The organism is Halosimplex pelagicum, from assembly GCF_013415905.1.
Lineage (GTDB): Archaea > Halobacteriota > Halobacteria > Halobacteriales > Haloarculaceae > Halosimplex > Halosimplex pelagicum.
The window spans coordinates 3511227-3528979 of record NZ_CP058909.1; the positions used below are offsets into that span (position 1 = coordinate 3511227).

General features: G+C 61.6%; 27 protein-coding genes and 1 tRNA gene. 3 read left to right on the forward strand and 25 right to left on the reverse strand.

Annotated features, from left to right (window positions below; genetic code table 11):
* Positions 1 to 71: 71 nt before the first annotated feature.
* Positions 72 to 145 (forward strand) — tRNA-Lys (locus HZS54_RS17615).
* Positions 146 to 384: 239 nt separating this feature from the next.
* Here the strand turns inward: HZS54_RS17615 and HZS54_RS17620 are convergent.
* The 7 genes from HZS54_RS17620 to HZS54_RS17655 form a co-directional block, all read right to left on the reverse strand.
* Positions 385 to 558 carry a DUF7556 family protein gene (locus HZS54_RS17620; RefSeq protein ID WP_179918388.1) on the reverse strand — a complete coding sequence of 58 codons (174 nt, stop codon included), beginning with the start codon at positions 556 to 558 and terminating at the stop codon, positions 385 to 387.
* 256 nt (positions 559 to 814) lie between these two features.
* Positions 815 to 1654, reverse strand: coding sequence for an aldo/keto reductase (locus tag HZS54_RS17625; RefSeq protein ID WP_179918389.1), 840 nt, complete (start codon positions 1652 to 1654; stop codon positions 815 to 817).
* A gap of 70 nt (positions 1655 to 1724) precedes the next feature.
* Positions 1725 to 1913 carry a hypothetical protein gene (locus HZS54_RS17630; RefSeq protein ID WP_179918390.1) on the reverse strand — a complete coding sequence of 63 codons (189 nt, stop codon included), beginning with the start codon at positions 1911 to 1913 and terminating at the stop codon, positions 1725 to 1727.
* A 273-nt stretch (positions 1914 to 2186) separates the two neighbouring features.
* Positions 2187 to 3215, reverse strand: a complete 1029-nt coding sequence (locus tag HZS54_RS17635; RefSeq protein ID WP_246391683.1) for a tyrosine-type recombinase/integrase — start codon at positions 3213 to 3215, stop codon at positions 2187 to 2189.
* A gap of 275 nt (positions 3216 to 3490) precedes the next feature.
* Positions 3491 to 3724, reverse strand: a complete 234-nt coding sequence (locus HZS54_RS17640) for a DUF7389 domain-containing protein (protein WP_246391684.1) — start codon at positions 3722 to 3724, stop codon at positions 3491 to 3493.
* A gap of 106 nt (positions 3725 to 3830) precedes the next feature.
* Positions 3831 to 4454 carry a hypothetical protein gene (locus HZS54_RS17650; protein ID WP_179918392.1) on the reverse strand — a complete coding sequence of 208 codons (624 nt, stop codon included), beginning with the start codon at positions 4452 to 4454 and terminating at the stop codon, positions 3831 to 3833.
* Between the two features lie 80 nt (positions 4455 to 4534).
* Complete coding sequence (locus HZS54_RS17655) at positions 4535 to 4744, reverse strand: CopG family transcriptional regulator (RefSeq protein ID WP_179918393.1); 210 nt, start codon at positions 4742 to 4744, stop codon at positions 4535 to 4537.
* Between the two features lie 485 nt (positions 4745 to 5229).
* Between HZS54_RS17655 and HZS54_RS17660 the strand changes: the two genes are divergently transcribed.
* A complete protein-coding gene (locus HZS54_RS17660) occupies positions 5230 to 5493 on the forward strand; it encodes a hypothetical protein (protein WP_246391685.1) in 264 nt (87 codons plus the stop codon).
* Positions 5494 to 5724: 231 nt separating this feature from the next.
* Here HZS54_RS17660 and HZS54_RS17665 read toward each other — a convergent pair whose 3' ends face one another.
* Complete coding sequence (locus HZS54_RS17665; protein WP_179918395.1) at positions 5725 to 6585, reverse strand: IS5 family transposase; 861 nt, start codon at positions 6583 to 6585, stop codon at positions 5725 to 5727.
* Positions 6586 to 6791: 206 nt separating this feature from the next.
* On the opposite strand from HZS54_RS17665, the gene HZS54_RS17670 reads away from it, so the two are divergent.
* Positions 6792 to 7403: a hypothetical protein gene (locus HZS54_RS17670; RefSeq protein WP_179918396.1), complete on the forward strand. Its 612-nt coding sequence runs from the start codon at positions 6792 to 6794 to the stop codon at positions 7401 to 7403.
* 67 nt (positions 7404 to 7470) lie between these two features.
* Here HZS54_RS17670 and HZS54_RS17675 read toward each other — a convergent pair whose 3' ends face one another.
* The 17 genes from HZS54_RS17675 to HZS54_RS17755 all read right to left on the reverse strand — a co-directional run bounded on the left by HZS54_RS17675 (position 7471) and on the right by HZS54_RS17755 (position 17605).
* Entirely contained in the window at positions 7471 to 8058 is a 588-nt protein-coding gene (locus HZS54_RS17675; protein WP_179918397.1) for a site-specific integrase, read from the reverse strand.
* A 157-nt stretch (positions 8059 to 8215) separates the two neighbouring features.
* Positions 8216 to 9151, reverse strand: a complete 936-nt coding sequence (locus HZS54_RS17680) for a PKD domain-containing protein (RefSeq protein ID WP_179918398.1) — start codon at positions 9149 to 9151, stop codon at positions 8216 to 8218.
* Positions 9144 to 9356, reverse strand: coding sequence for a hypothetical protein (locus tag HZS54_RS17685; protein WP_179923058.1), 213 nt, complete (start codon positions 9354 to 9356; stop codon positions 9144 to 9146). Before HZS54_RS17685 ends, HZS54_RS17680 begins: the two co-directional genes overlap by 8 nt.
* Position 9357: 1 nt before the next feature.
* Positions 9358 to 9939: a hypothetical protein gene (locus HZS54_RS17690; RefSeq protein ID WP_179918399.1), complete on the reverse strand. Its 582-nt coding sequence runs from the start codon at positions 9937 to 9939 to the stop codon at positions 9358 to 9360.
* A 164-nt stretch (positions 9940 to 10103) separates the two neighbouring features.
* Complete coding sequence (locus HZS54_RS17695) at positions 10104 to 10622, reverse strand: hypothetical protein (RefSeq protein WP_179918400.1); 519 nt, start codon at positions 10620 to 10622, stop codon at positions 10104 to 10106.
* Complete coding sequence (locus tag HZS54_RS17700; protein WP_179918401.1) at positions 10615 to 11124, reverse strand: hypothetical protein; 510 nt, start codon at positions 11122 to 11124, stop codon at positions 10615 to 10617. Before HZS54_RS17700 ends, HZS54_RS17695 begins: the two co-directional genes overlap by 8 nt.
* On the reverse strand, positions 11121 to 11315 hold the full coding sequence (locus tag HZS54_RS17705) for a hypothetical protein (RefSeq protein WP_179918402.1): 195 nt from the start codon (positions 11313 to 11315) through the stop codon (positions 11121 to 11123). The genes HZS54_RS17700 and HZS54_RS17705 overlap by 4 nt, the downstream gene beginning before the upstream one ends.
* Before the next feature lie 12 nt (positions 11316 to 11327).
* Positions 11328 to 12134, reverse strand: a complete 807-nt coding sequence (locus tag HZS54_RS17710) for a hypothetical protein (RefSeq protein WP_179918403.1) — start codon at positions 12132 to 12134, stop codon at positions 11328 to 11330.
* Positions 12135 to 12141: 7 nt separating this feature from the next.
* Positions 12142 to 12630, reverse strand: coding sequence for a hypothetical protein (locus HZS54_RS17715; protein WP_179918404.1), 489 nt, complete (start codon positions 12628 to 12630; stop codon positions 12142 to 12144).
* Positions 12630 to 12938, reverse strand: a complete 309-nt coding sequence (locus tag HZS54_RS17720) for a hypothetical protein (protein ID WP_179918405.1) — start codon at positions 12936 to 12938, stop codon at positions 12630 to 12632. The genes HZS54_RS17715 and HZS54_RS17720 overlap by 1 nt, the downstream gene beginning before the upstream one ends.
* Positions 12939 to 12941: 3 nt before the next feature.
* Complete coding sequence (locus tag HZS54_RS17725) at positions 12942 to 13094, reverse strand: hypothetical protein (protein ID WP_179918406.1); 153 nt, start codon at positions 13092 to 13094, stop codon at positions 12942 to 12944.
* A gap of 95 nt (positions 13095 to 13189) precedes the next feature.
* Positions 13190 to 13810, reverse strand: a complete 621-nt coding sequence (locus HZS54_RS17730; RefSeq protein WP_179918407.1) for a hypothetical protein — start codon at positions 13808 to 13810, stop codon at positions 13190 to 13192.
* Positions 13811 to 14215 carry a PD-(D/E)XK family putative nuclease gene (locus HZS54_RS17735; RefSeq protein ID WP_179918408.1) on the reverse strand — a complete coding sequence of 135 codons (405 nt, stop codon included), beginning with the start codon at positions 14213 to 14215 and terminating at the stop codon, positions 13811 to 13813.
* Positions 14216 to 14357: 142 nt separating this feature from the next.
* Positions 14358 to 14759 (reverse strand): hypothetical protein, encoded by a 402-nt coding sequence (locus HZS54_RS17740; protein ID WP_179918409.1) that lies wholly within the window; start codon positions 14757 to 14759, stop codon positions 14358 to 14360.
* Between the two features lies 1 nt (position 14760).
* On the reverse strand, positions 14761 to 15864 hold the full coding sequence (locus HZS54_RS17745) for a hypothetical protein (protein WP_179918410.1): 1104 nt from the start codon (positions 15862 to 15864) through the stop codon (positions 14761 to 14763).
* Positions 15865 to 16239: 375 nt separating this feature from the next.
* Positions 16240 to 17160 (reverse strand): DNA adenine methylase, encoded by a 921-nt coding sequence (locus tag HZS54_RS17750; protein ID WP_179918411.1) that lies wholly within the window; start codon positions 17158 to 17160, stop codon positions 16240 to 16242.
* Entirely contained in the window at positions 17150 to 17605 is a 456-nt protein-coding gene (locus HZS54_RS17755) for a hypothetical protein (protein WP_179918412.1), read from the reverse strand. The genes HZS54_RS17750 and HZS54_RS17755 overlap by 11 nt, the downstream gene beginning before the upstream one ends.
* Between the last annotated feature and the right edge of the window lie 148 nt (positions 17606 to 17753).

The window sequence follows — 17753 nt, forward strand, 5'->3', positions numbered from 1 at the left end:
TTCCCCCTTGTTCCGAGCCCGCGGGCCCGAACAGTAACGTATTTCAGTCAACCTCCGTAACTCGAATTCGTGGGCCGGTAGCTCAGTCCGGCAGAGCGTCTGACTCTTAATCAGACGGTCAGGGGTTCAAATCCCTTCCGGCCCGCTTTCTGCCGTGAACCGACCGCGAGCATCGCGTGTCGGCTATCTTCGCGAATACCGCGTCCCGACCGCTCTCACCGGCACTCGGTAGCGTCGGGCTACACGCCCGTGCGTCGAGATACGCGGCGCCTGTTTTCGAGGCGCCCGGCGTACGGTCGCGCTCGGGGCCGCGGCCGTGACGCCACTCGTCACGTCGGCGACCGGAAACGGCGGCGACGGAGAATGAGTGCGTCGGCGGTCGACCTAGCGCCACTCGTCGAGCGAACACGCGTCGCTCTCCGGCGCGGAGAGCCACGACTCGTCGCGGGCGATATCGGCGACGACGAACCGGGCCGTCCCGTCGGCCTCGTCGACCGCCGCGACGACCTCCCGCTCGTCCACCGATCGTTGCTCGACCGACCGCACATCGGTGCTCATACTCAGATATTCACCAGATAGTGTGATGAATGTTTTGGTTTGGATGGGATCGTGGCGTACATTCAAAGAAGTATTCGACATCGTTGAATCTATGTCTCGATTTCGCTCTTAGATGTGGACGGCGGCGTTCGGATGGGCTGTGGAGGAGAGACTCGGCGGTCTTGGCGTCCGAGACGGGGAGAGACGCGGCTCGCGGTCGAACGCCTCGGCGGAACGGATGCGGACGAAAACGGCGATAACGCGCGGTTCGAGCCGGCTACTGGTTGATGCCGTACACGTCGCCCGACCAGTCGCGGGCCGGGTGGTCGTACACCGGTTCGTCGCGGTCGCGGTCGTCGAGCGTCTCCAGGTCCTCGTCGGCCATCGACCAGTCGAACAGGTCGAAATTCGACTCGACGTGCTCCGGCGAGGAGGACTTGGGCAGGACGACGATATCGCGCTCGATGGCCCACTTCAGGACGATCTGGGCCGGGTGTTTGTCGTACTCGTCGGCCAGGGTCTGGACGGCCTCGTCCTCGAAGACCTCGGTGCGGGCCAGCGGCGCCGCGGCTTCGACCACGGTGTCGGTCTCGCGGCAGTACTCCACCAGGTCCGGCCGCTGGAGCCACGGGTGGAACTCGATCTGGTTGACCGCGATCGGCACCTCCGAGACGTGCTGGGCGCAGGACAGCTGATAGGCGCTGAAGTTCGAGACGCCGACGTTTCGGACGAGCCCCTCGTCGTACAGCGTCGCCATCGCGTCCATCGTCTCCCGCAGCGAGACTGCGGGGTTGGGCCAGTGGATCAGGTACAGGTCGAGGTAGTCCGTGCCCAGTCGGTCCAGGGAGTCCCGGCAGGACTCGATCACCGAGTCGTAGTTGAGGTGCTTCGGCAGGACCTTCGACGTGAGGAACACGTCCTCGCGGTCGTACTCGGCCAGTGCCTCGCCGATCTCCGCCTCGTTCTTGTACCCCTCCGCGGTGTCGACGTGTCCGTAGCCGGCGTCGAGCGCGGCGCGGACGCCCTCCTGTACGGTCTCGCCGCCGATGTTCCACGTGCCGTACCCGACCTGCGGGAGTTCGTCGCCGCTCGGAAGCGTCTGCGTCGGTACCGTCATAGAAGTGTCACCGGATCGTCGTTGGGTCGGTGGCGGGTTGTAAGTACTGATACCGGAGGTTCGTGCTCGGTTAGAGCCCCTGGAGAGCGAGTCCCGTGAGCGTCGCGAGCAGGCCGCAGCCGAGCGCGAACGCGACCCGGTCGAGTCCCCGGCCGTCGACCGGCGAGAACACGAGCGGCGCGAGCGTGAGCGCTATCGTCGTTCCCGCGATTATCCGCAGTTGGTCGGCCGTATACCCGTAGTACTCCCCCTCTGGCATTCGTTCCGGGTCCCGACTCCCTCGCTGAAAACGGTAGCGAACGGCCGAGTAGATGGGTTCGGGCGGATGTTGAACCGGAGGAAGACGCGCTCGTTCGCTTCGCTCACTCTGCTGCGCGTCTTCCAGGGTTCAAATCGCCCTCACGAACGGTCCTGTCGCTCACGGAGTCGTTCGCGACAGGACAGTGGGTTCGGGCGGGAACCGAATACTCTCGGTCTGAGCCGGCTATTCCGGTGCTATTCGACTGGTCGTGTTCGGGGTGAACTGGTGGGTTCATGGCTCTGGTTCGAAGGACAGCTTTTCGAGGTGCGGCCGACGGCGCTGTTCCATCCGCTCGCGCGGCTCCGTCTTGTCGTAGTGCTGTTCCAGGGTCCGCCGGGCGACGTTCGCCCGCTCGCTGACGATCTCGATCGGGACGCCGCAGTCGAGTTGCCAGCTGATCGAGCCGGTTCGGATCTGGTGGGGCGACCGGCTCGACGGGCACTTGCTCTCGTGGTTCGGCTCCCGGAAGTCGCAGGTCGGGATCTCGTGGTTGTGCGGGCACTCCCCGTAGTTGCACGGCTGGGTCACCCGATAGGAGACCACTCGGACGGTGTTGACACTCGGTCGGCCCTCGCGCGTCGTCAGCAGCGGCTCGCGGCCGTGCTCGTCGCGTGTGTCCCAACGGTCTCCGTCGAGATACTCCGCGATCGCGTCGGCCGACTCGGCCGGCAGCCCGACGACGCGCTCACCGTCGGACTTGTTCTTGAGCGGGGTGCCCGACTCCGGGCGGTGATGGAACTCGACGAGCTGCTCGTCGGCGTCGAAGTCCTGGCGGTCGAGTGCTCGAAGCGCACCGAGGCGGGCTGCCGTACTCCAGGCCAGCTCAAGGAACGCGTGGGTCCGGGTTCCCCGCTGGTGGTCCCGGTAGTAGTCGAGTAGCCGGAGGGCGTCGGCAGCGGCGAGCTTCTTGTCGCTGCTCTTGGCCTCCTTCGGGATGTGGATGTCCGGGACCTTCTCGGCGAGACTGTCGTCGACAGCCTCGATGCGCTCCAGGTACTCGATGAACCGGCGGAGCGTCCCCATCTCCTTCCCGAGAGTCATCACCGTCACGTCGCGGCCGCGGCGGGCCGTCTCGTACTGCTCGAAGTGCCAGCCGTTGAGCTCGCTGACGCGGTCGATCCCCTGGTCCTCGCACCACTCGACGAACAGCCGGAGACGGTAGTAGATCGCCTTCATCGACCGCTCCGTCCGCTCGGGACGCTTGCGGTCGACGTATCGGGACCACGCCTCGCGAGGGCGAAGATCCGGGCCGTCGGTCACCGTTCACCTCCCGTCTGTAATGAGCGTTCCAAGTCATCGGCACACGTACGGAACGCTTCGCGTGCCCCCTGGTGAAAGTCCGTCAAGTCGTCGTTCTCCTCCGCCCACCGTCGCCACTTGTCGACTAACTCCTCAGGGGACAGCTGTTCACTCTCGTCCTCAGACATCGCGATCACTCCCAAGGGCCCCGCACTCGGGGCAGGCCTCGTAGATGAGGCGCTGGTGGCCGCACTTCCAGCACTCCGTTCGCTCAGTGCCGTCTGTCGAGCGATCGGTCATGCCTCTGTCTCGCTGAGTCTCGACTGATCGTCCGCGAGTAGCCGCTCCTCGTCGGGCTGGATGTTTCGCCACTGGAGCGACCACTCCTCCATCCGCTCGCGGAGGTCGGTGACGCGATCGTCGAGCGTCTCCACGTCGGGGGCGGAGACGGTGGCCTTCATCGTCTCCTTGTTGCCCGAGTCGCCGCCGCGGGTCATCTTCACCGTGAGTTCGATGTCGTCGTCGGTCACCGTCGACCACCCGAACAGTCCGGACACTCGTAGCTCGGGACTCCGGTCCGGCTGGACCGAGCGACGAGACGGGTACCGCAGTGGGGACAGAAGCGGTACGTCCCTCTCATCGTTCACCACTCGGGTCATCCGAAAGGCCTCGTAGGAGTTCCTCCGCACCGCCGCCGAAAGCGCCGTCGTCGTACATGCTGACGATCGACTCCGGGGGTTTCTCTTCGGCAGCCTCCCAGTGCTCCCGTTTCAGCGCCCCGTGCCTGCCGTCGGGGTTGGTGTACCGCAGGTCGCCCGACTCAGTCACTTTCGCGTCGATGGCGACGAGCCAGCCGTCGCGATCGTCGGTCTCGATGACGACGTAGGGCTCTTCGACGGTCACCTTCTCGTCTCGCGACTCCGCGATCTCGACAGCGCCGCCGTCGGTCAGCGGCTCCTCGTCGGTCCACAGGTCGACGGCGTCGAGGTCGACGCGCTCGGCCAGCTCCAGTGCGCGATCCTCCACCGCACCGGCCTTCCCCTCCGCTGAAAACTCGAAGGGACGATCCCCCGCCTGGAGACGGCGAAGGGCGGTCAGTTCGTGAACGAGTTCCAGAGTGACGGCGTTCTGAACGCGCGTCTGGTCCGCGAGCGCTTCGAGCGCGTCCGCCTGGCGCTTCTCGACCGCGAGGGACTCTTCCATGGCCTCCCACGCCTCGCCGGGCGTCGGCGCCTCTCGCGGGTCCGTGTCGCCGCTCATGGGCCTTCCTCCTCGTCGTCACTCTTTTGCTCGCTCGCATCAGTATCGAAAGCGGGGGCCTGCGTGCTACTGGACATAGTTTAGGCAGCCCCCTCTTTCCGACGACCTTCCTCGTGGTTTTCGTCGACGCCGACGACGACGTTCGGACAGGTGAACGGCGTCCCGGTGTGCTCGCGCAGTATCTGCCGGACGTACGGCGCGAGGTCCATGTCGTATTTATCGGCCTCTTCATCGATTCCGTCGGCCATCTCCGGTGGCATGGAGACGGACACGGTCACGTAGCGTGACATGCGTAAGTTATTGATTAACCGGCGCTTAATATATTTACTGGTAGGTGTTATACCACCAATTATTCAGCGTAATATATCACCTAATCGGTGGTATAATCGGATCTGGCTCAATAACTCACTTACTAACAATGTCGAAACGCTATTCGGGGGATTGGATGGTCCTCGCTGACGATAGAATCCTCGAATATCTATACGACGAAGAGACTGCAAGCCCGTCAGAGATGGCAAAAAGCGGTTTCGTTCGGTATACGAGTTCGTACATCTCTCAAAGGTGTCAAAAATTGGTTAATCATGGGCTACTTCGAAATCTCGGGCGGGGAGTTTACACTATCACAGATAGGGGAGAGATGTACTTAGAGGGCAAACTGGACACCGCGGAAGATTCGCCCGATCGCGTGGGCTCGGATGTTGAAGACAACGGACCAACCGTAGGGGAGAACCACGAGCAGGCCTAAAATATGCGAAAGAGAAAGTCGGCATTTTGGATGAAACAGTTGGATGAACGGATTTTGGAAACGCTGAGCCGGGAGGGCTGGTCAACACCAAAGATGCTCGCCCGTGAAAGCCGGATCTCTTGCTCAAAGGGGCACGTGCGGGAGCGAATCGAGAAGCTACGGCACACCGGGTTCGTCGGCCAGCTGCACGGCGATATGTTCGTGCTGACCCGGGACGGGAAGCTCTACCTCGACGGCGAGATCGACGCGAACAATCGGCCGTGGCCGCCTGGTGACCGAATGCTTAGAAGATAACGACTGTAGTACCAATTACTGAGACATGATTAAAGAACATCTGCACAAAATTCCTCTCGCTTATCGTATTTGGAGACTTGTGAGTAGAGCCTTTAGGACCACAAAGCAAGTGATTCTAGGGAGAATCATACATCTTCTTGCAATAATCTTTGTTTCGTCATTTTCCTATTTACTTTTACACTCCTATAGAAATGGAATTGATATCACTGGGCCTTGTTTAGACGCGTGATTTCATGGTCGTGAGTGGCTGACGCTCAGTTCGATGTTTCTGACCGCGCATTTCAGAACGAGTTCGCGGAACTGACCAAACCACGTTCGCGCACGAACGATCTCGCCGTATTTGCGGCGCAGCGCGAAAAATGTGGATTCGGCGTTCGAGCGTTGATGGTAGATCGTATCATCTTGCAAAAGATTGTTGGCGATGCCGTGCCAGCCGAATTCGCGGTGCTTGATCACCGGTTTCACGCCTTCAGATCGCAACCTTTGGCGAAGGAGCCACCAATCGTAGCCTTTGTCAGCGGTAAGAATGTTCAGTTTGTCGAGATTGCGTTTGACCATTTGCCAGCCGATCTTGGAATCGTGCGGTTGTTTCATCGAGCAATGTATATCGAGGATCGCACCAGTCTCGCAATCACTGAGGAGCGTCGTTTTCACCGCCTCGAACGTGTAATTCGTCCGTTTTGCGTAGTGTTGGCTGGCAGCTATCCGATCCATGCCGGTTGCGTCGATCGCCTGAACATTGCCGAGATCGTGCAACTCCGCCGACAACCGCAACAAGACGCGCCAGATCCGCATTTCGAGATCCTGCTTTCGCGTACACACGGTGGTAAAATCAGGCAGCTCAGCCACCGCTAGGTCGAGTTGAGCGACAATTCCACGCATCTCGTGAAGTACGTCCAGCAGCCGCCGATACGTGTGATCTAAGTATTCGCGGAGGCTGTGAATCGCCACGATCACCCAATCTGCGTACCCGCCGTCACCGTCTTCGAACGCTGGATCTGGCTCGCCGACGACGGCTTTTTGAGCAAGCGAGACAACCCGATCAGTGAAGCGGCTGAGTTTGGTGGACACAAACTCGTCTTGCCGCTTCACTTCCTAGTAAGTTAGGCATTTAGCCGCTCTTACTAGCGTCTAAACACGGCCATATCACTGATGAGTTACAAGCGTTAGCCTCGGTTACACTATCTGCCTCTCTTGTCCTTTTGTATTACCGTCAGGCTAAGATTCAGAGTAATCAAGAAGATTTGTTAGACTTACAGACTAAAATTGAAACTGCAAAGCATGATTCCTCAATCGTTGTGAATCGATGGGATATAAAGCGGGAATTTGAGGGCGGGGACAGAGATGAAGTCGATTCAGGTTTACTTGAGGGGATTGATTGGGTAAGGGATGCAGAACATCTATGGATTAGATTAACGAACTATGGTCCTGGAATAGCGAAAAACCTCAGAATTGATTGGGAACTATTATTTGGAGTTTATGGAGAGGATGGGGACGAAATGCAATATATGCATCCAGACCCTGGTCTGGATCTATCAACTCACCCAATAATAAACGACAACCGAGATATTAGGACATTGTTCTCCAGAGAAACGGGCGATCTATTGCCGCCCGATCATGAACCCCATGATTTCATATCTCCATTGATGATTGGAAATGAAGAGGATCCGTCCCAATATGCTCAAGAAATCATTCCGCTTAGAGTTGTATTTCGCGCTCATCAAGAAGGGTCGATCCATTCTGATGAATATGAAATCCAAACAATCTCGCTAACTGGTGATCTATACTATGATACAACTGTTGAAGAAGATCAATGTATTGAAGAAATCATCCGGATAGAGTCGGAGATTAAGGACCGAACACTGTCCGAAATTGTCGATGATCAAGGGTCTGCTCCACACTGGAAGTGAACAATACACTCTGATGTTGAAACCGTTTATTCTGAACTGTCGTCGTCTCAATAAGTACAGTTGCCGATTATAGCCATGTGACTTTCTCACGCTCCCGCCGCTGTGCCTCGGGAGAGTGCGTCCCGCGGTAGTGGTCGAGGAACGTCTCCAGATCGTCCCAGCCTCCCCAGTCGCAGACGACCATGGCATCCACGTCCTCGCTTCGGAGACTCGTCGCCCAGGTCCGCCGGAGATCGTGAAAGCCGACGTACTCCCAGCCGGGTTCCTCGGTCTCGTCGAGCAGCTCGTCGGTGGCGGCCGCCGTCCACCGCCGGAGGGTCCGCGTGCTCACGTCGACCACAGGCGCGTCTGTCGGCTCGTCACGCACGTCCCCGACCGTCCGGATGGTAGTGGCGAGGTTCGGCGGGATCGGCGTCTCGCGGTACTTGTCGGTCTTCGCGCTCCGCCACACGCGGAGCATCCGCCCGGCATCGGTGTCGGCAACGTGATCGGGCGCGACGCGGACCACCTCGTCGGACCGGAGCCCGCACCGCACACCCAGCCCCATCGCGATCCGCTTCTCCGTGTCGTCGAATTGGTCGAGTAGCTGGCCCACCTCTCGCTCGGACAGCCACACTTTCATCCCGTCGTCGTCAGGGTAGCTCTCTAAGTTCATGTCCGGTATTTCTCCTTTGCGGTCAGAAATCCTAGAATCTTGGGGTCATTCGGGGGTGAACCGGGGTGTGATCGGCCTGGATCTGTCCGACTCTACGCCAGGAACCGGACACGACCACCGATGGATAAGCGATAAAAATATCCTCCAGGGTGGCATCTCACCCGATGATCTCGATCCGATCCGTCCAGTGGCCAGTGTCGCCGCTACCCTCACTCCCCACTGAGGTCCCGATAATCCCAAACTCTCCGGAGAGATCCGGCACCGAACCGGTCACAGAAGCGAGCTCAGATCCATCCGTTTCGTCGGTGAGAGTGGCGGTGAGCGTGTCATCTTCGCCCCAGTCGGCTTCCGTAGTGAGCCACGCATCCAACGGGAGAGAGAGGCTAACGCTGTCGATTGTGGTAAAGGTCCCGTCCACCTGTTTCTGGATCGCAAAAGCGCTATCCTGAAACGAGAGATTGATCCTGATTTGGTTGTTGGAGTCGACTCGACCGAGTTGAGCCGTGTAGTCCTTCGGATCACCGACCGTTTTTGTGGTGAATCGGAACCTGTCGCCCTTCACTGGACGGGTGGTGAGCGCGTCGGTCGTTAGTTGGTGAACAACGTTGTGCGAGTCACTGTCCGCGCACTTGAATTTGAAGGAATACGTGCCCTCAAACACCCGATTAGTGTCGACTCCGGCTGTTGCGTTGGTGCCGTCCGTCTCGTCTTTCGGGCCGGCCTCCCACGGGTCGACGTTACCGCGCTCAAAGTCATCGACTATCGGCGTCTGGACAGTGACGGATTGCGTCTCTGTGTCCGATACAGACCCGTCCGAAGCGGTGAGTGTGGTGTCGTAGCTGCCGGTTGAATCGAAGGTGTGCGTGGTGGTCTGTCCGTTGGCGTCTATGTTACCGTCGCTCGTGAAGTCCCACGCGTAGCTAAGTGGGTCGTTGTCCGGGTCACTCGACCCGCTCGCGTCGAATTGGGGGCTCTCTATCCCAGAGAGTATCCGACTCGGCGCGGCAAATGATGCAGTTGGGGCCACGTTGAAACCGCCGACAAGCCGCCCGCTACGGGCGTTGAGGCCGCGGCCACCGATGGAATCAGTCATCCTGAATACCTCCGTCTGGTACTGCCTCTACTTCATAACTCGGTGCGTCTTCAGGGTCGATACCCAGTGAATTTAGCAGGGCATCTAACCGATGCTCGTTGTGCCGCGACCGGACCCATGTCGAACCGAGGACGCCCAGTTGTGCTATCTCGATCGCGACCAGCACCGACAGCAACGCTGCGATAGTTCCCAAACCCACGTTCATATCAACCACCAGTCACCGTCGAGATCACCGCCAACACCAGAACGGCCGCTAACAGCGTCGTGGTCTTGCTTCCAAACGGGCCTATGCCGGGGAGTAGTTCGGGGACAGGCAGACCACTGAGTAGACCGTTGAGTCCATCCTGCCCGTCGCCGTTGTCACCGCCACCGCCGTCAGCATCCGGGTGTTTCCGGTCGTTGACGAGTTGCGTCATCTCTTGCTCGTTGCTGGTTCCGTCGCCGTCAGCGTCGCCCTCGGCTACTTTTCTAGCGAAGGTGAATCCGGTGCCCAGGATACTTGCAAACTGGCTTTTCTGATTCGACGTTGCGATGAGAGTGCCCGTGTCACCAAGGGAGACATAATCCCTCGGAACAGGCGACTCCAGTAGCGCGTTGAATTCCTGAAGTTCCTTGTCTTTCAGCACAGAACTGGATTCGCTCGGATACCAGACGGCGCCCACCTCGTTGGCGGCCTGTGCGGCGGCCTCGAAGTGGCTCGTATCGCCCAACTCGACGTGGTACGTGAACGCCTCTTTGGCTGTTCCGTCGATATATCCGTCGCCGGTCCCGTCACCGGACCTACCCACGGAGAACCACCACCAGGACCACTGCCGCGACCGCGACGATCGCGAGCGGCAGCATCGACGAGCCGCTCCCGGAACTCCCGCCGAGTCCGAGCCAGTTAGCTACCTGTGCGCCACCGAGTGCCGTTGCGAGGGTACGAGCCCCGCTGATGAGTGCAGGCCACATCTTAGATCACCAAGAACGCGATGATACCGAGTGCTGCTCCGACGGCGACGATCTTCACCGACGTTCCGAGCGAATCCGCGATCGGCTGGAGAATCTCGGTGAGAGATGACCCATCTGAGTCGGGGATCGCCGGATCGCTCGACTCGCTCGAAACGGAGATCGGCGCTATTTGTTCGTCGTAAACCGTCTTCTCCGGGACTTTCAGGACTTCAAGCCGGAGTCGCTGCTCGCCGGTCGTGTTGTTCAGCCGCACCCGTTCAGTGACGGCCTTGTTTGGGTTCCCATCAGGTCGGTCCGTACAGATAGAACCCTCTGCGACCTTCGTACCGTCGAGATACAGCCGCCATGGGTTGTTCCAGGCGACGTGCCCAAAGCCCCACGCGCCGCTCATGCACGTGCCGCTCTGCGGGAGGGGATCCTTGCTGCTGTTCCCGATGTTGATCGTGACGGAGATCGAGTTCCCCGGGGGAGACTGATCGGGGACATCGAAAGTGACTATCTCCGGTCGAGACTCAGCCATCGGTGTCTCCCTCCAGGTAGAGCGTCGCGTCGGCGCTGGCGCTGTCCGCTCGCCAGACCCAGATGTACCGACTCCGGGCTTCTTTCCCGACGACGGGGCTGTCGCTCGCTCGGTACTTGACTTCGCGATGCCGGCGGTTCGGCGCCTTCCACGCGACGACGATGTCCTCATCGAACCGCAGATCCCAGGTGTCGACGGCGAACCCGAGGTCGATCTCCGTTCCGTCGACGTTCTCCGGTTCCTCGTCGTCCTGACGGGGACCGTCGCTCGTCACGGTGTACTGGTCCGCGTAGTAGCGCGCGGTGTCGCGGCTGTTGCTGTCCGTCTCGATGTCCATGGTGTCGCCGCGCATCTCTCGCAAGAGCGCGGCCGTCAGCGCCGTCTGCGGGTCGGCGAGGAGCTGCCGAACGGTGCTGTCCGGGTACTCGGGGAAGTACTCGCGGATGAGCCGCTCGGTCGCCTCGTCGACCCCGACGCTGCCGAATTTCTGAGTTTCGCTCATAGTTTCTTGACCAGGGTGTAGGCGGTGAGCGCGTTGACCAGCACCGCGATCAGGTTGGTGAACGGCGCCATGATCGTCGAGACTCGGTCGGCCGCCTCGACGATGTTGACGCCGCTGGTGCTCGCGCTCGTGGTGGTCTCGCAGTCGGTGCAGCCGCTCCCGGTCGCGTTCGGATCGCCTTCAAAAGCCATGATGGGGGCCTCCTACAGCTCCGTCATGCTGTTCGCGACCTTGCGCCGGAGGTCTCCGGGGTCCTCGTCCTCCTTCAGACCGCGCTGCTTGACCGGCAGCGCGATCGTGAGGTTGTCGGCGCGGTCGGAGTCGAGAGCGACGCCCTCGGTGTTGTCGTAGAACACGATGTCGAGCGAGTACTTCGGCGGGAGGATCCCGCGCATCCCGCCCATCGTCGCGTCCCACGTCACCTGTCGGTCGGCGCTGGGGTCGTTCGGACTCGCGAACGCGTAGCGGACGGAGTCCTCGGACTTGAGCGACTGCGAGACGTTCCCGGCGCCGGCCGAACGCTTCTGGATCGTGCTGATCCCGTAGCGCTGGACCACGTAGAACTCGCAGTCCTTGGTTCCGGCGTCGCCGCTGGTGTCGTCGACCTCGAAACTGGTGACGAAGTCGCCGTCCTCGCTGAAGGTCCCGTTGAACTGGACGGTCGACGAGCCCGTGATCTGCGTGTCGGGCGTCCCGTCGCCGGTCGAGTCGAAGTAGCCGACGATGTACGCGTTGCCCGTGTACTCGCCCGCAGTCGGGTCATCGAGATAGTCGACCATCGGCGCCTCGGGGTCGAGGGTGACGGTCTGGTCCGCCGTGTTCTCGTCGACGGTCGCCGTCTGCTTGGAGACGAGCGCCAGCTCGATGGGCTGGCCGGGGGCGGTCATCCAGACCTGATTGCTCGGGACCTGGACGGTCGCGACGATGCCCTCCTCGCCCGCGCTGTAGGGACGGGTGGTGAACTGGTCTTCGGTGAGCACGACCTGCCGCGCCTGTTCGGAGCTTGCCATCAGAAGGTCACCCGTTGTTGAACTCCATCGGGATCGCGAACTGGCTGTCCGAGCCGTCGACCTCGTCGGGGCCGATGACGAGAAGCGCGATCTCGTCCGCGTCTTCGAAGGTGAAACTGCCCGATCCGACTTCCTCGGGATCGAAGGTGATGACGCGGTTCTGCGCGTTCTCCGACGACTGCTGATCCTTCAGCGAGAGGTCGTTGAACGGCGCGATCCGCTGTTCCTGGGTGAAGACGGTCCAGGCGCCGAGCGGGTCGTTCGGTTCGCGATAGCCGAGCGCGATACGCGTCTGTCGGGACGGGTCGGCGCTGTTCCCGGACGGGCCGCTGTTCGCCGCGGCCGTCTGGAAGTCCGCGATCGCGACGACACCGGACCGCACGGTGACGTTCGCGCCGTCGGGAACGTCCCAGCGCTGGACCGCGCTCGGCACGCCAGGGACGCTGGTCTCGTCGATGGACCACTTGAGTTCGGTCGAGAGCTTGTCGCCCGACATCAGTTGCCCCCCACGTTGAAGGACTCGGCGCCGAGGCCGAACAGGCCCATGCCGGCGCCGACGGCCATCATGCCGGCGGTCCCGTTCAGCGGGCCGATCCACGCGCTGAGCACGAGCAGGCCGCCGAGAACGGAGAACCCGATCCCGGAGACGAAGCTCGCCGAGCCAGTGTCTCCCTCAAATACCGCATCTGCGAGGGCGACGATCTGGTCTTCGAGGTCGAGGCCGAGGATGTTCGTCGCAGCCGGGAGCCCGGCCGCCGCCGTTGCACCGATGACCGCGTTCCGTTCGCTAACTTGGAGTGCCATGGTTCAGAGGAGGTAGTAGCCCGCGATGATTGCAGCCCCCAGTCCGCCGACGAACGCGATGCCGAGCGGCTGAGTGAGCCAGTCGATGATACTTCCGGAGTTGGACGGCCCATTGGGGTCGTCCGAACTCTCGTTGTTGTCGGTTGGTTCCGCCATGCAGGAGCCACTTACGGGGATTTGGTATTACGCGTTTGTTCGTTGCCAAGATGATAGCGAATCGCCTACGAGAGTCGATAAACGGCTAAAAATCTCTATTGCAGGTGAGCCGGGATCGGCACCGGCCCTCTGACTGCCGACGACGCACCAGCCACGTCCTTGTAGTACAGGAACCGGTAGCTGTTGGGGTCCATCTGAGTGACCCGGTGCTTGTCGGGGATGCTCACCTGCTTGAACTTCGCATCCTCGTGCTCCCCGTAGCTGAAGATGAAATAGTTGTCCGTCTGGGTGAACATCTGGTCGTGGATCTCCTTGGCCTTGTGCGCGGCAACGACGATTCCACAGTTAGAGTGTGTCACGTGCCACTTTATCAGGTGCTGGAGCACGTCCGGGATGTTGTTCGCGGACATCCAGTTGTGGACCTCGTCGATGAACAGATAGCACCGCTGGAGCTGACCGAAGACGCGACACCATTTGTCGAGTTCGTCGGCCGTAAAGGGCATCTCACGGATGATCTGTTGCGTCTCGCCGTCCATCCAGTACTGGAGCGCCTCCGCCGGAGAGTCCGGGTAGACAGCGCCCGGCGGGCCATGTTCGGCGTTGGGGTCCAGGCAGATGTACCGCTCCGTCTGACAGAGCAGGTGCTCGAATAAGACGCTCTTACCGCTGTTCTTCTGTCCGAGGATGACGCTGATCTCGCTCAGGTCGATGTCCATCTACTCCACCTCCGTCCAGGGGATCTTGTGCTGGCGGCCGTTCCGCTCGGCGTGGCCGGCGTCGTTCCACTCGCCACCGACGATCTCGGTCACGGTCGACGGCTTCCGGCGGACCACGTCGACCACCTCGCCGTTCTCGTCGAGTAGCACGAACGCGTACCAGGCCGTCTGGTCGGTAGCGCCCTCCGCTGTCGTCAGGGATCGGTGCTGATCCTCCCACACCCTGTATCGCCCCGTGGCGCCGTTGGCGAGCGTCTCGTGGGTGCTCTTCACCTCGTACTTCGTCCTGCGGGGGTGAACGCAGTCGTACCAGTCCGCCTCATTCGGGGCGTGGTCGAGACCGTAGCTCTCGGCGACGTAGCGCTCCGCGAAAGCGCCCTGTCTCTGGTTCGGGTGCTGGCGCATCACTCGCCCCCGAGCCGCTTCCTGGCGCGAGAAACGATGATGTCGGTCCACTTGTGCGGCGCCGTCAGTAGCGCTACGATGAACACCCAGTTCGGCGGGCCCTGGGACGTAGCCCAGCTGGCCGCGCCGGTCGCCCAGTCCATCATTCGCCCTCCGGAAGCGCTGGCGTCTCGACGCCGTCGAGTTCGTCGTACAGCCCTCGCTCTTCGAAAACCTCGTGTAGCGACCGGACGATCGTCGCTGTCGCCCGTGGCCGGGCTGTCGCGAACTGCCCGCCGAGTTTGATCGCGATCTCGTCGGCTTGGCTGGGGTCGATACCGAGCATCGGGGCGAACTGCTGTGCCATCGCCTCGATCTGCTGTGCCTTCTCGGGGTTGGCGTCCCGCCTCTCCCGAGCGAGCCGGCGGAGGTCCTCCTCGATGTCGTAGAGCGTCCCCGCGTCGACTGCTGATTCGGCCGCCGCCTCTTCGAGACGGTCGGCGCGCTCTTCTGCTGTCTCGTTCGCCTGACTCGCGAGCATCGCGAGCTGTTGCATCATGTCCATGTTAGGGCCACGTACTGCTGTCTTCGAAGTCGATTTCACCGCTCTGACCGCTCTCGCTCTGGTCGTCACTGGATACCTGTTCCTGCGACCCTCCGGGGTCAGGTTCGCCGCTCGGACCCGGATCGGCCGGTTCGTCGCTTTCGTCGCTGGTCTCTCGCCGGTACTGGATCGCTTTCGACGAGAACGTACCGGCCATCGAGAGCGCGAACATCGTGGTCTCGGACACGTCGATCCCGCGCTCGTCGCACATCGCGATGAAAAGCTCCGCGTTGGCCTGCCGTTCCTGAGCGGTCAGTTCCCACGCGTCGCTGTCCGTCGCGGCCGCGGCGGTGTTGAACGGCATCGCGATAAGGTGGCCGACCACCGACTCGTCGACGACCATGCCCGCGGCCTGCTGGGTCGAACCGGTCGGTGCTGGGTCATCACTACCCTGCTCGCCACCGGACATGGAGCCGGATAGCTGATCCTTGACTTCGCGACGGCGTTCCCGCTCCGCCTCTGTTTCGGCGTCCTCGACCACTTCCTCGCTGGATTTGCTCTCGTCGCCCTTGATCCGCGAGAGTAGACCGTCCGAGCCGTCGCCATCTTCCTGTCGTTCGGCCGTCTCGCTCGGCGTTTCACTCTTTTCGGGGCTGGGACTCGGACCCGTGTCGGTGTCGGGTTCCAAGTCGTCGGGGCTGATCCCGTCCATATCCAGTTCATCGGGCGGCTCGACGGCGGTTCCGTCGTCGTCGGGCGCATCTTCGGGGGAAAGCTTCTCGCTCCCCTCGTGGCCGACTTCGATAGCGTCTGTCTCGCCTGTACTCGCGCTTTCGGTGGTGCTGTTGCTCACTGTGTCTCTGTCGCTGTCTGGCTCTGGTTCGCTGTCGTCCTGTTCGTCTGAATCTCCCGCTCGCTCGCGCGTCTCGCTCTGTTCCGCTGGCTCTGCGAGGTCGAGTGCGTCCGTCAGAAACTCCTCTAACTCCTCCTGGGTCGTTCCGACGATGCGGCCATAGTCGTGATCGGCCGCGAGACTCTGTTTTTCGCTGTAGTCCAGCGATTCGAGTTCCTCGATGGACTCGGGCGTCGGCGGATCGACGGGTTCGCTGTTGCTGGCGGTGCTCATGCTATCGAAAGGGTCCGAGCCCTAACTTCTCCCGCACCCACTCTGAGCGGCTCACGTAGCCGTCGCTGGCGGCCTTCTCGTTGAGTCGCTCTAACTGAGACGGTGTGAGCGAGAGCCCGACTGTTTCAGTTGTCATGTGGTACAGCGAACAGTGGGACAGCGACGGGTAAAAAACCTGTCAGCGAGTGAATAAGTGAGTGAGTGACTTACTGACGCCGGGAGGGATAGGCCATCATCGCGCTGGCCCTCCGTAGGGGAACCCGAACAGACACATGAGGATAACGGCGCCCTCAAACCCGAGTACTCCAGCGAAGTAGCTAAGCGACAGACAGAGGAGCGGAACGAAAGAGAGGTCGAAGTGGAGGTTGTAACCGCTCACTGCGACCCCTCCGGTTGCTGTGTTCCCGGCTCGATTGAACGCTCTTTGCCGCCGTCCGTGGCCGCGAATAAAGTCCGCTGCTCGGCCTCTGCGAACGCTCGGACCTGGCCCGGGTCGTAGCTCATCACCAGGCGCTCGGTTTCCTTCTTGACGCCGTCCGCCCGGTCGGTCGCACCGAACTCGTCGACCGTCTCCGCGAGATCGCGAAGGCCGTCGGGTAGCTCCCGATAGGAGATCATCCAGTCCCCCTCGAGCTCGGCGACTGTCTCGACGAACTCCGCGTGAGAGAACTCGCCGAGATACTCGTGTTCGTTCCCGACGTACGGCGGGTCGAAGTACCAGAACGTATCTGGCCCGTCGTAGCGGTCAGCCAGCGCTGCGTAGTCGTCGCACTCGACAACCACATCCGCGAATCGCTCGCGCACCAGGTCCAGCCGGTCGACGTTCTGCCGGAGTGAACGGGCCTCGTTCCGTTCGTACGGCGTCGAGAAGCCGCTTCGGGACTTCGTGATCGCTCCGTACTGCGTGTGTCGCAACACGAACCAGCGGCCGGCCCGCGTCACATCGTCCAGATCGTCGGGAACCTCCCCCGCGCCGTAGAACTGCGTCGCCCACTTCTCATGTTCTGCACGGGCGTATGGGCAGGATTCGAGCCACCCGCGCAGCTCGTCCTCTCGGTGGCGGAGCACTCGGAAGAACCGAACGAGGTTCTCGTCGGCGTCGTTGAACACCTCGATATCCGACCTGGGCTTGTTCAGCAGAACGCTCCCGCCACCACCGAACGCTTCGACGTAGCGACGGTGAGCGGGCATCCTCTCCGCGATCTGCTTGGCGTAGGCGGTCTTTCCACCGTAGTACGGGAACGCGCAGAGGGGGCCGGAGTGGTCAGTACCGTGCGCAGACCCATCACTCGCCATCGCTGTCCTCCAGAATCTCGCCGCGCTCGGTGAGCGGGTGGACGCCGACCTTCCCGTACTGGACGGTGATAAGTCCGGTCTCCGCCAGCGGGTCGAGGACTTCCGACCGGATCAGTTCCTTCGGCGTGTTCGGGTGCGACTCCCGGCTGAAGATGTCTTCGGCCACCTCTACCGTCACCTTCCGGGACTCGTCGCCGGCGAGGGCGAGGTAGGCGTCCGCCAGCTCGGGGTCGCTCGGCAGGACGTACTGTGAGCGCTCGGACGCCGGGAGGAACTCGTCAAGCGCGTTCCGGACCACTTCGGCCTTGGCCTCGCCGTGAGCGTCGACGTAGTCGGAGAGACGGTCCGCCAGATCGCCCGAAAGTCGGGCCTCTGCGCGCTCCTCGCTTCGGTGTCGGTCGTTCGCTTCGGAGTCGCCGGGAAGACGGCTTCCGGACGAACTCATGCCGCTCTCCTGTCCGCAGATCGGCCGACCGTTGCGGACACAGATGAAACGGGGGTTCGGTGACCCCGCATCCGGGGGGCGGTGAACCTTGGGTTCGTTTCGAGTCGACGGTATGGTGGCGGACACCCCCCCGCACCTCTGTGAGAGG

Coding starts and splice junctions, on each gene's coding strand:
- HZS54_RS17620 (WP_179918388.1), bottom strand. CDS start 558: ATGAGCACCGATGTGCGGTCGGTCGAGCAACGATCGGTGGACGAGCGG.
- HZS54_RS17625 (WP_179918389.1), bottom strand. CDS start 1,654: ATGACGGTACCGACGCAGACGCTTCCGAGCGGCGACGAACTCCCGCAG.
- HZS54_RS17630 (WP_179918390.1), bottom strand. CDS start 1,913: ATGCCAGAGGGGGAGTACTACGGGTATACGGCCGACCAACTGCGGATA.
- HZS54_RS17650 (WP_179918392.1), bottom strand. CDS start 4,454: ATGAGCGGCGACACGGACCCGCGAGAGGCGCCGACGCCCGGCGAGGCG.
- HZS54_RS17655 (WP_179918393.1), bottom strand. CDS start 4,744: ATGTCACGCTACGTGACCGTGTCCGTCTCCATGCCACCGGAGATGGCC.
- HZS54_RS17660 (WP_246391685.1), top strand. CDS start 5,230: ATGAAACAGTTGGATGAACGGATTTTGGAAACGCTGAGCCGGGAGGGC.
- HZS54_RS17675 (WP_179918397.1), bottom strand. CDS start 8,058: ATGAACTTAGAGAGCTACCCTGACGACGACGGGATGAAAGTGTGGCTG.
- HZS54_RS17680 (WP_179918398.1), bottom strand. CDS start 9,151: ATGACTGATTCCATCGGTGGCCGCGGCCTCAACGCCCGTAGCGGGCGG.
- HZS54_RS17685 (WP_179923058.1), bottom strand. CDS start 9,356: ATGAACGTGGGTTTGGGAACTATCGCAGCGTTGCTGTCGGTGCTGGTC.
- HZS54_RS17695 (WP_179918400.1), bottom strand. CDS start 10,622: ATGGCTGAGTCTCGACCGGAGATAGTCACTTTCGATGTCCCCGATCAG.
- HZS54_RS17700 (WP_179918401.1), bottom strand. CDS start 11,124: ATGAGCGAAACTCAGAAATTCGGCAGCGTCGGGGTCGACGAGGCGACC.
- HZS54_RS17705 (WP_179918402.1), bottom strand. CDS start 11,315: ATGGCTTTTGAAGGCGATCCGAACGCGACCGGGAGCGGCTGCACCGAC.
- HZS54_RS17710 (WP_179918403.1), bottom strand. CDS start 12,134: ATGGCAAGCTCCGAACAGGCGCGGCAGGTCGTGCTCACCGAAGACCAG.
- HZS54_RS17715 (WP_179918404.1), bottom strand. CDS start 12,630: ATGTCGGGCGACAAGCTCTCGACCGAACTCAAGTGGTCCATCGACGAG.
- HZS54_RS17720 (WP_179918405.1), bottom strand. CDS start 12,938: ATGGCACTCCAAGTTAGCGAACGGAACGCGGTCATCGGTGCAACGGCG.
- HZS54_RS17725 (WP_179918406.1), bottom strand. CDS start 13,094: ATGGCGGAACCAACCGACAACAACGAGAGTTCGGACGACCCCAATGGG.
- HZS54_RS17730 (WP_179918407.1), bottom strand. CDS start 13,810: ATGGACATCGACCTGAGCGAGATCAGCGTCATCCTCGGACAGAAGAAC.
- HZS54_RS17735 (WP_179918408.1), bottom strand. CDS start 14,215: ATGCGCCAGCACCCGAACCAGAGACAGGGCGCTTTCGCGGAGCGCTAC.
- HZS54_RS17740 (WP_179918409.1), bottom strand. CDS start 14,759: ATGGACATGATGCAACAGCTCGCGATGCTCGCGAGTCAGGCGAACGAG.
- HZS54_RS17745 (WP_179918410.1), bottom strand. CDS start 15,864: ATGAGCACCGCCAGCAACAGCGAACCCGTCGATCCGCCGACGCCCGAG.
- HZS54_RS17750 (WP_179918411.1), bottom strand. CDS start 17,160: ATGGCGAGTGATGGGTCTGCGCACGGTACTGACCACTCCGGCCCCCTC.
- HZS54_RS17755 (WP_179918412.1), bottom strand. CDS start 17,605: ATGAGTTCGTCCGGAAGCCGTCTTCCCGGCGACTCCGAAGCGAACGAC.